This is a genomic window from Streptomyces sp. NPDC021093 (assembly GCF_044333135.1).
GTDB lineage: Bacteria > Actinomycetota > Actinomycetes > Streptomycetales > Streptomycetaceae > Streptomyces.
In genome coordinates, this window is record NZ_JBIRQJ010000017.1 from 103,085 (window position 1) to 115,894 (window position 12,810).

Sequence of the window (12,810 nt, forward strand, 5' to 3'; positions counted from 1 at the left end):
AATCAATACGGTTGTTCTCCGCGTAACACTGCCACGCCCCTCCTCATTCCGAGACACCCGGTCCGATGCGCGAGACGATTTCGTCCCAGTACCCGGGCAGCGCCTCCCAGGGGCTGCCCACCTGGTCACCCGCCCTGTCCCGGTCCGTCCGGTCCGTGAACCAGATCGTCCCGGCGCCCTGCCAGCGCGCGATGCGCAGCGCCTCCTCAAGATGCGTGCGCGGCACCCCGTGCACCAGGTGGCAGAACCGGGACGCCGGGTAGGAGGCCGTCCATTGGGCCGCCTGCGACCAGCGGTAGTCCGTCCACGGCCCGGAGAAGGTCACCAACTGGTCGGCGGTCTCGGCGTATCCGGCGTACGGATGGGTGCCGTGCCCGAGGACCAGCCGGGCGCCGCCGGGCGCGTCCTCACCGGCGGCGTCCGGGACGCCCGCCCCGTCGAGCATCGACCGCAGGGTGTCGGTGAGCCGCCGGGTGGCGGGCAGTTCCTCCCGTTCGGCGGGGCAGCGGTCCAGGTAGAAGCCGTCGACCCGGTACCAGTCCAGGAAGTGCTGCGCGTCCGACACCAGCTCGCCGAACGCCCGGGCCCCGTACGTCATGTCGAGGTGCCCGAGCACCCTGAGCCCCGCGTTGCGCAGCCTTCCCACGGCGTCGAGGCAGTGCGGGTCGGGGCGGGCGCCCGGCCCTTCGGCGACGTTGAGCACGGTCCAGTGCAGCGGGGCGACGTGCCCGGGGCCTGCCGCGTACAGCCGGGAGAAGCGCAGCAGCTCGGCCCACTCGACGGGGGCGAGGAGCGGGTGCGCGTACCCCGGGACGCCGATCCCGAGCCGGTCGGCCCCTATGGCGGGGCGGAGCGTGCCGGAGGTGGTCAGATGCGGCACGCCGCCTCCATCCAGATGTCCGCGAGGGATTCCTCCAGGTTGATCCGGGGCCGCCAGCCGAGCCGGTCGCGCGCGGTGCGCACGTCGGCCTGCTGCCAGCTGCCGCAGCCGTCCGGATAGGGGTACGGGGCTGCTCCGAGGTGCTCGACGAGTGACTCGGAACGGGGGGCGCCGATGGTCGGTACGCCGCCGTTGCGGACGGCTGCGCTGGCGGCGGCGGAGCTGGAGTAGCCGCTGGGGGCGTCCAGTTCGTGCAGGGCGCCGCCGTAGCCTGCGACCCGGGCGAGGACGGCGGCGGCGTCGCGCAGCCGCACCGCGCGCCCGGTGCCGATGTTGACGACGCCCTGGGCCGCGGACAGCGAGGCGGCGTGGACGGCGCGCGCCACGTCCCGTACGTCGACGAAGTCGCGCTGTACGCCGAGGCCGCTGAGCTTGAGTTCGCCGTCGCCCGACTGCATGGCGCGGCGCATCGCCTCGGCGAGGCGGCCGAGCGGGGATCCGGCGGGGGTGCCGGGCCCGACCGGCGAGAACACCCGCAGCACGACGGCGTCCAGTCCTGACCCCAGGACGAGCTCCGTGGCGGCCAGCTTGCTGACGCCGTACGGGCCGCCGGGGCGCGGCACCGCGTCCTCGGCGGTGGACGATCCCGGCTGCGAGGGCCCGTACTCGGCGGCACAGCCGAGCTGGACGAGGCGGGCGCCGCAGCCGCTGCGGCGCAGGGCCTCGCAGACGGTGGCGACGGCGACGGTGTTGTGCCGGGTGAGGTCGCGGGCGCCGCCCCGGGTGGCCCCGGCGCAGTTGACGACGACGCCGGGGTGGACGGCGTCCAGGAAGCGGGTCAGGGCTCCCGGACTGCCGGTCGCGAGGTCGAACCGTACGTCGGCGTCGTCGCCCCGTCCGAGGGCGGTGAGCTGGACGGCGGGGTCGGCGAGGAGGCGGTCCGCGACGAAGCGGCCGAGGTATCCGTTGGCGCCGAGCAGCAGAACCCTCATCGTGCGTCCCCCCGGTGCCGACGGGCGCGCACGGGCTGCACGGAGAGAGGGGGTGGGGGGTTCATGTGACGGTCTCCTTGTGGGTGTTGTACGGGCCCTGCCGGTGTGGCAGGGGTACTGCTGCGGCTGCCGCGACGTCGGCTTCGCGACTGCCGGGGGCGGTGGTCTTTGTCAGGACAAACGAACAGGTCCTGGTATGTGCGGGAGAGGGGATGCGGGAGTGTCCCTGGCGCGGGTGCGCCGAGTGGTCAGTCGCGCCGTCCCGCGTGTGCGGAGGCCCGCGACAGTGCGACTGCCGCGTGTGCGAGGAGGCCGAGGGCCGCGGCCCCGCAGGCGAGGGCGGGTACGGCTCCGGCTCCCCACTCGCGGACGGCGGCGCTGACGGGCTCGGCCAGGGCGTCGCAGCCCGGCAGCCGCGCCGCCAGCAGGACGGCCAGCACGGTGACTTCGGCGGCACAGGCGGCGGTGAGCCCCGCTGCCCCCGCTGCCGGCAGGCCGTGCACGGCAAGCAGTCTGGCCAGGAAGAGCAGTGCTCCGACCGCGAGTGCGGACACGGCGAACGTGCCGCCGAATCCGAGCCGCGCGGCCCCGTACAGGAGCATCGTCAGGGCGATGGCGTACAGCCCGAACACGCCGAACAGCAAGGGCCGTACGGCCGCCCCGAAGTCCTCCGTGCCACGGCTCACGCGCAGCCTGCGGTGCGCCTGCACGGTCAGCAGCCGCGCGCACCAGGCGGCGGGCGCGAGAGCCGCGGCGAGCCCGACGAGGGTGGCCGGGGACGGCGCCCACAGGGGCCCTTCGCCGAGCAGCCGCATCAGCACGCCGTCGCCGAGGGCCGCGTACAGCAGCAGCCAGCCGGTGCGCGTCCACGGGGCGTACCCGTCGGCGCGCAGCGGTCCTCGGCGCAGGCACAGGGCGACGGCGGCGAGGGTGGCGAGCGCACCGGCGACGACGGCCACGGCGCGGGCCCCGCCCGTCATGCGCTCGGCGCCGAGCAGGGTGAGGGCGCACAGGGCGCCCGGCAGGAGCGCGTACGCCGCCCAGGCGGTCGGCAACGAGGCGTCGTGCGCCCGGGGTTCCGGGGCGTGCGCCGGCGCGTCGTCCTCGTCGGCGCGCGGCACGCGCGCGTAGAGCTCCTCGGCGAGGGAGAAGACGTCCCGGTGCCGGAAGCGGGCGGCGGTGCGGTCGGTGACGCCGTGCGCTTCGAGTCCGGCGGCGATCTCCAGGGGGTCGACGGCCCGTTCGCACAGTTCGCGGTGGCGGTGCATGAGGGCCTTGACGGGGTCGGCGGGCCCGCGGCGGGCGGTGCCGGCCCTGCGGCTGCCGCTGTACGACACGGGGACCGAGGACGGCGCCGGCCGCACGGCCCGCACTCCGGCCGTGTCCGTGCCGTGGGCCGGGGTCTCCGCCATGCCCGTCGGGTCTGCCGTCTGCGTGGTCATGGGCGTGCCTCCCGTAGGGCGTCGGTGTCGTCGGCGGAGGGGTCGTACGAGGTGATGTGGGCGGGCATACGGGCCTCCAGGTCGGAGACCCGCCACTCCAGGCCGCTCATGCGCTCGCCCAGGTCGGTCACCTGGTCCGCGAGCAGGTGGTCGGGCTCGTACTCGACGAGGACGGCGACCGTGCCCTGCGAATCGGCGGAACCGTGGCGCCCGGTCCCGGCCCTGGCCCCCGCCCCGCGTCCGCCGTTCTCGTACGGGGCCCAACTCGGCACCCGGCCGACGGCGGCCGGAACAACCGGTACGGCCGGAGCTGCCGGTACGGCCGGAACAACGGGGACGACCGGAACAGCGGGAACCTCGTCCACAGGAGTCGCTTCCACCCCAGAACCAGAACCAGAACCCGGGCCCGAACCAGAGCCCGAACCCGAGCCCGCTCCCACCCCCGTCCAAGCCCCCGGCACATACGCCTCCGCCGGGAATTCGAACGGCAGCGGGTCCGTGTCCAGCGCCTCGCGCCGCACCGGGCAGTGCGACACCATCTCCAGGTAAATGCCGCGAAATGCCGCGAGGTTCTGCTCGACGGTGAAGAGTTCGAGCGCCCGCGCACGCCCCGCCGCGCCCAGGCGCACCCTCCGCTCCGGATCCCGGAGCAGGGCCAGGCAGGCATCGGCGAGGGCGCGCGGGTTGCGCGGCGGCACCACCAGGCCCGTACCGCCGATGACTTCGACGACGGCACCGACGTCCGTGGAGACCGTCGCCCGGCCGCAGAACATGGCCTCGACGAGGCTGAGCGGGAAGCCCTCGACCACGCTCGACAGCACCACCACCGACCCGGCCGCATAGGCGTCGGCCAGCTCCGGGGCCTCGGGGCCGCCGATCTCCTCAAAGAGGACGGGGCTCTCGCCCACCGCATAGGCGTCGGCGGCCTCGTCGGGGAAGAGCTGGGCGGCCAGCGCCCGGCAGTGCGCGAGGTACGCGCGGGAGGACTCGTCCGTGACGGGCGGCGCGATGATCCTGAGCCGGGTGTCGGGCTCGGCCCTGCGCACCGCCGCGAAGGCGTGCAGCAGGCCGACGAGGTCCTTGGTGGGTTCGATCCGCCCCACCCACACCAGGGTGCCGTCCGTGCCCGCGCCGCACGAGCCGGTCTCACCGGCCTCCCCGACCGCAGCGAACCGCTCCGACTCCATCCCCGGGTACACGGTGCGCTGCTTGGCCCGGTCGGCGCCGCAGCGCTCCTGCCAGCGCCGCGCGTGCGCGTTGCCGGGGGTGATCACGGCCGCCTGTGCGTACACCTCGGCGGCGAGGAACCCCTGGAAGGCGGCGAGGAGGGTCCGTACGGAGGCGCTCAACTCGGCTTCCTGGGCGGCCAGGTAGTGCGCCCGCAGCTGTACGCCGTACTCGGTGACCAGCAGCGGTACGCCGAAGAAGCGCTTGGCCAGCAGCCCCGGCAGCGCCGCCGCACCGCCCGACGTGGCATGGCACAGGTCGACGGCGCCGAGGCCGCCCTCCCCCGCGCCGTACCAGTCGAGCGAGAGCGGGCGCAGGGCGCGCTCCAGGAGGTCGGCGAAGACCAGGTAGTCGGAGACCTTCGCGGTCTGCACGACACGGGGCGCACCCGGCGCACGACAGGCGCTCTCCAGCGCGCGCACGGCGCGTTCGGAGCGCAGGGCGGTGTGCAGTCCGCCCTTCTCGCGGGCGAGTTCGGCCAGTCCGTAGAGCCCTGTGCAGAAACGCTCCGCCGCCGGAGGCGCACCGGCGGTCTCCCCCGCGCAGACCGCCGAGACCAGCTCCCCGAAGTGCGTGTCGAAGCGCCGCCGTTCGCGCCGGCCGTACGAGCGTCCGCCGAGACGTCCGTGCGAGGTCTTGAAGTCCGTCTCCGAGGCCCACAGGGGGGCCGTCCTGACCCGGTGGACCTGCGGCGGCAGTTCGAGCCAGCCCTGTTCCTCCTGGTCCGCGCTGCGGCTCAGGGCGTAGATGTCGAACTCGTGCCGCGCGAGCCCGCGCACAAGCCGGTCGCACCAGAACCTGGATTCACCGGTCGCATACGGGTAGCCACCCTCGGTAAGCAGTCCGATCCGCACGTGTACACCCCCGATCTCCCTTGTGGGCAGCCGCCGTTGGTCCGGCGACTCGCAGCGGGACCGACCGTATGCGGACATGCCGGTGGCGCGACGGACGGTTGTCCATCGCACCACCGGAAGGGGTGAACAGTCGTAACTTTCACGCGCGGGTCGCGTTCAGTCGCGCTAGAGAGGTGTGCACGCGCGTGGCGTCAGGCCGCGACGAGCTCCTTGCGGGCCGCCCTGCGCACTGCCGCGAGCACCGGATCGAGCGTCGGCACGGCAGCCAGGAGTTCCTTCGTGTACGCCTCGGTGGGCGCGCCGTAGACCTCGGCGACGGTCCCCTGCTCGACGATCCTGCCCTGCCTCATGACCGCGATCCGGTCACTGACCTGCCGTACGACGGCGAGGTCGTGCGCGACGAAGACCAGCGCGAGCCCCAGGTCCCGCTGCAACCGGCCGAGCAGGTCGATCACTTGGGCCTGGGTGGTGACGTCCAGCGCGGAGACGGGTTCGTCGCACACCACCAGCCGCGGCGACGGCGCGAGGGCACGGGCGATGCCGACGCGCTGGCGCTGGCCGCCGCTGAACTCGTGCGGGTAGCGGTCGTAGCGGTCCGGGTCGAGCCCGACGAGCTCCAGCAGCTCCTGCACGCGCGCCCGCAACACCGTCTCGTCGCGCTCGCCCGCCGCACGCAGGGGGTCGGCGATCGACTCCCCTATGCTGCGGCGCGGATTGAGGGACGCGACGGGGTCCTGGAACACCATCTGCACGCCCTGGGTCCCGAGCCGGCCGGATCCGTCCGCCGCTCCCGGAGCCCGCCCCTGGCCGATCTCCCTACCCCCGTAACGGAGTCGGCCCGAGGTGGGCTCCAGCAGACGCACGAGCATCCGCCCGAGCGTGGTCTTTCCGCTGCCGCTCTCGCCGACGATGCCCAGGGTCTCGCCCCGGTGCACGGTCAGCGACACGTCGTCGACGGCGGTCACGGCACGCCTGCCGCGCCCGAACTCCCGCCGCAGCGCGACGGCTTCGAGCACAGGCTCGCCCTCAAAGAGGACGTCGGGGCGGTCCAGCGGCCCGTCCAGGCGGGGCACGGCCTCCAGGAGCGTCCTGGTGTACGGCTGCCGGGGCGCGGCCAGCACGTCGGCCACGGGGCCGCGTTCCACCGCCCGCCCGTCGCGCATCACGAGGACGTCGTCGACGCTCTCCGCCGCCACTCCCACGTCGTGGGTGACCAGGAGCAGCCCCATGCCCTCCTCGCGCCGCAGCGTGTGCAGCAGGTCGAGGATCTGGGCCTGCACGGTGACGTCGAGGGCGGTGGTGGGCTCGTCGGCGATCAGCAGCCTCGGCTCGCAGGCGAGCGCCATCGCGATGAGGGCCCGCTGCCGCATGCCGCCGCTGAACTCGTGCGGGCGCGACCGGGAGCGCCGCGCCGCGTCCGGGATGCCCACCCGGTCCAGCACGTCGACGGCACGCGCGCGTGCGTCCCGTCGGGACACCTTGCGGTGCACGCGCAGGACCTCGGCGATCTGGTCGCCGACGGCGTAGTACGGGTCGAGGGAGGACAGCGGGTCCTGGAAGACCATGGCCGCCTTCGCGCCCCGCAGGGAGCGGAGTTCGGCCTCCGAGGCCGCCGCCACGTCCACTCCGGCGACCTTCACCGTGCCCTCGACCCGGGCGCCGGTCCCCCGGTGCAGCCCCAGCAGGGCGGACGCGGTGGCGCTCTTCCCCGAGCCTGACTCGCCGACCAGGGCGAGCGCGCCGCCCTCGGGCAGCGTGAAGGACAGGTCCCGTACGGCGGCGACGCCCTCGCCGACAGGCGAGTCGCCGTTGCCGGGGAAGGTGACCGAGAGCCCCTCCACCTCCACCACAAAGCTGCTCGTGTCCTCCACCACAAAGCTGCTCATGTCAGCACCACCCGTCGGTCGGCCACCGCGTACAGCGCGTCCGCGACGGCATTGGCCAGCACTACGAAGAACCCCGTCACCAGCACCATCCCGACGACCACCGGCAGGTCGACGACCTTGACGGCCTCCACCAGCTCCCGCCCGAGTCCGGGCAGTCCGAACAGCGACTCGGTGAGCACCGCGCCGCCGAACATCGACCCGAAGTCGACCGCACTGAGGGCGATCACGGGCGCGACGGCTCCCCGCAGAGCGTGCCGCCCCACGAGGGCGCGCTCACTCACTCCGTACGCGCGAAATGTCCTTACATGGTCGTCGGCCAGTGTCTCCAGCATGGAACTCCTGGTGAGCCGCGCGTATTTGGCGGACTCGATCAGCGCGAGGGAGAGCCACGGCAGCAGCAGGTTCCACGCCCACTGTTCCGGGTTCTCGCCGAAGGGCACGTACGTCGGGAAGGGCAGCCACTGGAGCGTCGAGCAGAACGCGATGACCAGCAGCAGTCCGATCACGAAGACCGGGGTGGCGGTCCCGGCGAGGGTGAACCAGGTCAGCACCCGTTCCGTGGGACGCCCGCGCCGCCATACGGACAGCACGCCGGTGCCGACGCCGAGCAGCAGCCACATCACCAGCGCGCCGATCACCAGGGATCCGGTGACGGGCAGCTTGGTCAGGATCAGCTGCGTGACCTGCTGGTCGCTCTGGTACGAGATCCCCAGGCACGGTGCGTCGCAGTGCAGCACCCCGGTGCCGGAGGAGTAGTCGCGGCCCGCGAAGATGCCCTGCACGAAGTGCGCGTACTGCATCCACAGCGGGTCTTCCAGCCGCAGCTGGTCCCGCACCTGCGCCACCTGTACGGGCGAGCAGCGCGGCCCGCAGGCGATCTGCGCGACGTCGCCGGGAGCGACGTAGAAGACGAGGTACAGCAGGATGCTCAGCGCCGCCAGGACGAAGAGGGCCCCGCCGAGCCGGCGCAACAGGAAGCCGGTCACTGGGCACCGTCCTTCTTGCGGCGCGAGAGGAACGCACGGCGCGCCCCGCCCAGCCGCGACTGCGACCGCGGGTCCAGCGCCGTCCGTACGCCCTCCCCCAGCACCGTCAGCGCGAGCACTGTGACGAACAGCAACAGTGCCGGTATCAGCAGGTACGAGGGTGCCGCCTGGTACCAGACGTCGGCGTCCGTGAGCATCTGTCCCCACGAGGGCGTCGGCGGCTTGATGCCGACGCCCAGGAAGGACAGCGCGGCCTCGACGACGATGTTCTGCGGCAACAGCAGAGCGGTGTAGGTGATGACGGGCGCCGCCAGTGAAGGCAGCAGCTCGCGCCGTGCGATCCGCCACTTGCCCCAGCCGCTGAGCCGGGCCGCCGAGACGTAGTCCAGCGACTTCAGCGTCAGGGTCTGCGCGCGCACGATCTTCGACGTACCGGCCCAGTTGATCAGGCCGACGACCAGCGCGATCAGCACCGGGCGCGGGAACTCCGCCGGGACGATCGCGAGCAGCGCGAGGGCGATCACCATCAGCGGCATCGCCACGTTCACGTCGGTGATCCGGCTGAGCACCTGGTCGACGCGGCGGCTGCCGAGCCCGGCCGCGAGGCCGATGACGACGCCGATGAAGACCTGCAGGACGGTCGCGAAGAGGGCGACCCCGAGCGACACCCGCGCCCCGTACACGACCCGTGCGAACAGGTCGCGGCCGGTCTGCGGCTCGACGCCGAGCCAGTGCTCGGCGCTGATCCCGCCGAAGGGGCCGAGCGGCGCACCGCCGGCGGCCGAGTCGACGAGCGCCGGGTGGAAGGAGTTCGGGTCCTGCCCCTCCAGGGCGACGAGCAGTGGCGCGGCGAGCGCGATCAGCACCAGGAGTGCCACCACACCCACCGCGGCCATGGCGGCCCGCTGCGCGCGCAGCCGCCGCCAGAACTGACGGGCCCCCGAGACGGGAACGGCGGCCTGCGCCGATCCCGCCTCCTGGGCCGTGACGGACAACAATGCTTCGCTCACGGCTACTTGACCGCAACCTGCGAGACGTCCAGCACACCGGTCCAGTCGCTGATCACGATGTTCTTGACGTCCTTGCCGTACAGCCGCTTGTAGACCGGGTGGAACAGCGGCACGGTCAGCGCCTGCTCGCCGATCTTCTTGTCGAGCGCGCCCCACCTCGCTGCGGCGGCCGACAGATCGGTCAGCTTGTTGATCTCGTCGACCTCCTTGTTGACGGCCGGGTCGTCGAGCTGCGCGCTGTTGAAGTTGGTGCCGTCCTTGACGATCTGACGGCCGTCGAAGAGCGGCGCGAGGAACGGGCCGCCGGACGGCCAGTCGGCGCCCCAGTGCCCGAGGAAGAGGCCGGGCTGCTTCTTCACGCTGTGCACGGTGTCGCTGTAGTCGTTCTCCTCAAGTCCCTTGAGCTCCAGGGTGATCCCGGCCTTCTTCAGCGCGTCCTGCAGCGCCGTGGCGATCTCCGGGCTGGTCTCGCGGTCCTTGGCGTTGGAGTGCGTCAGCGTGACCGTCAGGCCCTTCTCGTACCCCGCCTCTTTGAGGAGTTCCTTCGCCTTGGCGGCGTCGCCCGTGTCGCCCGCCGGGAAGTGGTCGTACTTCACGTGTCCGAAGGACTTCTGCGGCGGCAGGTTCGTCGTCGCGGGCAGGGCGAGGGAGGAACCGCCGGCCGCGTTGATCACGGACGAGCGGTCGACGGCGTACGCGATCGCCTGGCGCACCTTCGGGTTGTCGAAGGGCTTCACCTTCGGGTTGAAGGCGAGGTAGTTGGTGTAGCCGAAGTGCCCTGTGCCGACGCGCGCGGCGAGCTGCTTGTCCCCGGCGACCTTGGCGAGCTCGGCCGGGCCGAGGTTGTTGTCGGTGGTCACGGCGGCGGAGTCGGTGCCCGCGCTCGCGGAGAGACGCTGGTTGATGACCGCCGGGTCGAGCCCGGAGCGCACCTCGATCCGGTCCGGGTACGCCTTGCGCTCGTCGTCCGTCTTCGCGTCCCAGTGCGGGTTGCGCTCCAGGAGCAGCTTCTCGCCGTCGTTCTCGTTCTTGACGACCTTGTACGGGCCGGAGGAGACGGGGTGTTCCTCGTACTTGGTCCCGGTGTCCTTGGCCTTCGGCACGGGAGTGGTCTGGGTCTGCGTCGCCAGGTAGGGGAACTCGCCCTCCGGCTTGTTGAGGTGGAAGACGATCGTCCGCGCGTCCGGGACCTCGATCGAGTCGAGCCCCTTCTTCGTCTTGTACGGGCCTTCGTAGTCGGCGCCGCCTATCAGCCAGTCCCTCAAGTACGGGGCGCCGCCGGACAGTTCGGCGGCGAACGAACGCTCGATGCCGTACTTGATGTCGGCGCTGGTGATCGGCGTGCCGTCCTCGTACTTCAGCCCCTCTTTGAGGGTGTACGTCCACACGGTGGCGTTCTTGCTGGGCTTGCCGAGGTCGGTCGCGAGGTCGGGGACGACCTTGGTGCCGTCGGCGCCGTTCTCCCGGTTGCGGGTGGTGAGCGTACGGAAGACCAGGGACGGAACGTTTCCGCCGCCCGAGGTGTAGAGGCGGCCCGGGTCGAAGTCGACCTGCGGCTGCCGGTTGAGGATCTGGAGGGTGCCGCCCTTCTGCGGGGCACCGGCCTTGGCACCCGCACCGCTCGCGGAGGTGGCGCCGTCGCCCTGCGGTCCTGCGCAGGCGGTGGCGGCGGTGGCGAGCGCGACACCGGCGGCAACCACGGCCGCCCGGCGGGACATGACGGATCTGCGCATGACGAAGAAGCCTCTCGGGGGTTCTGAACGGGGAACACGCGCAGGCGCTCAGAACCCGGAAAGGGGTCGCACGGAAAATGCCGCGCCTGCGGACGGAATGCAAGGGGAATGCAAACGCCCGGGCGCGGCAACGGCAGGGAAGAAAAGAAAGTTTCCGACGCGCACCAGGGCAGACGTCAGCTACAGAGAATGTCGGCGACGCAGTGCGCGGTCACACCGATGAGCGCGAGCTCAATGGCTGCGCGATCGGTGGCGGCTGCGTGACGGGGCGACATGCCGAGAAATATGAACGACCCCGCTCTTTATGTCAATCTCACTCTGAGACGGCGTCTCACATGCCGGGCACACATCGACCGGTCGCCGGGAGCGGTCCGTCAACTCCCGGGATGCACCCAGGGGTTGGGCCTGCACGCCTTCGCACCCGTCTCCAGCGTCTTGGTCTGCTGCATCATCACCGGGGCCAGCGCCCCGTCCTCGGCACAGTTCTTGTGGTTGTGCCCGAGCCGGTGTCCGACCTCGTGATTGATCAGCATCTGCCGGTACGGAGCGAGCAGTTTCAGCCCGAACGTCGGCGACCCGCCGGCCCAGCGGTAGGCATTGATCATCACTCGCTCGGTGACTGCGGAATCACAGGAGACATTCTGCGAGAGCGTCTCCAGCTCCGACTTCAGACACCAGGTGTTGGTGGTGACCGGAGTGGCGAGCGTCACGACGAAATCCGCCTTTCCGCTGGATATTCGCTCGAAGGTCATGTCGCCTTCGCCCGCCCAACTCCTTTTGTCGTTGAGGGTCTTCTGGACCGCCTCGGCGAAGAATTTCCCGTCGAGTCCGATGTCCTTCTCGACGTCCACCCGGTACTTCCACTTGCGGCCCTTGCCCGGCGCCTTGTCCGTCCCCGGAACGGTGTCGAAGACATTCGGCCCGCTCTGGTCCGCGGCCATCGTCAGCTTCCGCGCCATGCGCTCTTCGTACGTCGGCGGGACGGCCGGGGCCTGCTCCCCCTCGCTCCCCTGCGGTGCGGTGCGGTCCTCGTCGCGCGAGGCACCGCCGGCGAGCGCCCGGTCCCCCACGCCCGGGGTCGCCGAGTCCTTCGCCCCCGCGCCCGAGTCCTGCCCGGCCACCACGACCGCGAGCACGGCGGTCACAGCGGCGGCGGAGACCCCGGTGACGGTACGGGCCCGGCGCCGCCGGGCGCGCCGGGCGGTGCCGTCGGAATCGACGTCACCCTTGCTGTCGCCGTTCTTGCCCCCGTCGCCGCCCTCGTGGAGCGCTTCGGCCTCGTCCCAGTCGGTGACGGCGTCGTACGGATCACGCGTCTGCGTACGGGGCCGCTGCTGCGGCCCCTCGAACGCCTCCACGAACTCCCGCCGGGGCCCGGGAATCCTCGCCCCGACCCCCAGCCCGACCGGCGGCTGCGGCTGCGGCTGCGGCTGCAAAGGCGGGTGCGAGGGCGAGGGGGACGGCCGGGTGGTCTGCTGCCGTCCCGGCTGCGGCGGCACGTACGCGGCCGCCGTGCCCGGTGCCCCGACCCAGTCGCCGTACCGCCCGCCGCCCGTGTCACCGACGTCACCGGGCACACCGAACTCACCGGTGTCGCCCCAGCCGCCGCCCGGCTCACGCTGCTCGGGATGCCCGCCCCGCACCGGCTCGGAAGACTGCGACGGCTGCGAAGGCCGCGGCCCTCCCGCGAGGTGGTGCGGCTGGAAGCGCGGCACCGCCCCCGTGGCGCCCTGCTGGCGCGGCAGCTCTCCCGTGTCGCCCCGCCTCCGCCGGCCGCTCCCGGGCGCGGCAGTCGCACCG

9 protein-coding genes and 1 pseudogene are annotated in these 12,810 nt (G+C 72.3%); all 10 read right to left on the minus strand.

The genetic code is table 11. The features are described 5' to 3' along the window. Positions 1-43: 43 nt before the first annotated feature. Positions 44-880 carry a spherulation-specific family 4 protein gene (locus ACH4SP_RS39045; protein ID WP_398422619.1) on the minus strand — a complete coding sequence of 279 codons (837 nt, stop codon included), beginning with the start codon at positions 878-880 and terminating at the stop codon, positions 44-46. Then, a complete protein-coding gene (locus ACH4SP_RS39050; protein ID WP_362418610.1) occupies positions 868-1,872 on the minus strand; it encodes an NAD-dependent epimerase/dehydratase family protein in 1,005 nt (334 codons plus the stop codon). The genes ACH4SP_RS39045 and ACH4SP_RS39050 overlap by 13 nt, the downstream gene beginning before the upstream one ends. 248 nt (positions 1,873-2,120) lie before the next feature. Continuing rightward, on the minus strand, positions 2,121-3,314 hold the full coding sequence (locus ACH4SP_RS39055) for a hypothetical protein (protein ID WP_398422621.1): 1,194 nt from the start codon (positions 3,312-3,314) through the stop codon (positions 2,121-2,123). 302 nt (positions 3,315-3,616) lie between these two features. Then, a pseudogene (locus ACH4SP_RS39060) lies at positions 3,617-5,395 on the minus strand (DUF3492 domain-containing protein); the annotation flags it as partial. Between the two features lie 191 nt (positions 5,396-5,586). Next, the gene (locus ACH4SP_RS39065; protein WP_398422623.1) at positions 5,587-7,281 is read right to left on the minus strand and encodes a dipeptide ABC transporter ATP-binding protein; all 1,695 of its coding nucleotides are present in this window, start codon (positions 7,279-7,281) and stop codon (positions 5,587-5,589) included. Further along, on the minus strand, positions 7,278-8,267 hold the full coding sequence (locus tag ACH4SP_RS39070; RefSeq protein ID WP_398422625.1) for an ABC transporter permease: 990 nt from the start codon (positions 8,265-8,267) through the stop codon (positions 7,278-7,280). Before ACH4SP_RS39070 ends, ACH4SP_RS39065 begins: the two co-directional genes overlap by 4 nt. Further along, complete coding sequence (locus tag ACH4SP_RS39075; protein ID WP_398422627.1) at positions 8,264-9,277, minus strand: ABC transporter permease; 1,014 nt, start codon at positions 9,275-9,277, stop codon at positions 8,264-8,266. Before ACH4SP_RS39075 ends, ACH4SP_RS39070 begins: the two co-directional genes overlap by 4 nt. Positions 9,278-9,279: 2 nt before the next feature. Continuing rightward, positions 9,280-11,010 (minus strand): ABC transporter substrate-binding protein, encoded by a 1,731-nt coding sequence (locus ACH4SP_RS39080; protein ID WP_398422629.1) that lies wholly within the window; start codon positions 11,008-11,010, stop codon positions 9,280-9,282. 176 nt (positions 11,011-11,186) lie between these two features. Then, entirely contained in the window at positions 11,187-11,285 is a 99-nt protein-coding gene (locus ACH4SP_RS39085; protein ID WP_323188142.1) for an Ms4533A family Cys-rich leader peptide, read from the minus strand. A gap of 99 nt (positions 11,286-11,384) precedes the next feature. Next, positions 11,385-12,653, minus strand: coding sequence for a DUF3152 domain-containing protein (locus tag ACH4SP_RS39090; RefSeq protein WP_398422631.1), 1,269 nt, complete (start codon positions 12,651-12,653; stop codon positions 11,385-11,387). Positions 12,654-12,810: the final 157 nt, after the last annotated feature.

Coding starts and splice junctions, on each gene's coding strand:
- ACH4SP_RS39050 (WP_362418610.1), bottom strand. CDS start 1,872: ATGAGGGTTCTGCTGCTCGGCGCCAACGGATACCTCGGCCGCTTCGTC.
- ACH4SP_RS39055 (WP_398422621.1), bottom strand. CDS start 3,314: ATGACCACGCAGACGGCAGACCCGACGGGCATGGCGGAGACCCCGGCC.
- ACH4SP_RS39065 (WP_398422623.1), bottom strand. CDS start 7,281: ATGAGCAGCTTTGTGGTGGAGGACACGAGCAGCTTTGTGGTGGAGGTG.
- ACH4SP_RS39080 (WP_398422629.1), bottom strand. CDS start 11,010: ATGCGCAGATCCGTCATGTCCCGCCGGGCGGCCGTGGTTGCCGCCGGT.
- ACH4SP_RS39085 (WP_323188142.1), bottom strand. CDS start 11,285: ATGTCGCCCCGTCACGCAGCCGCCACCGATCGCGCAGCCATTGAGCTC.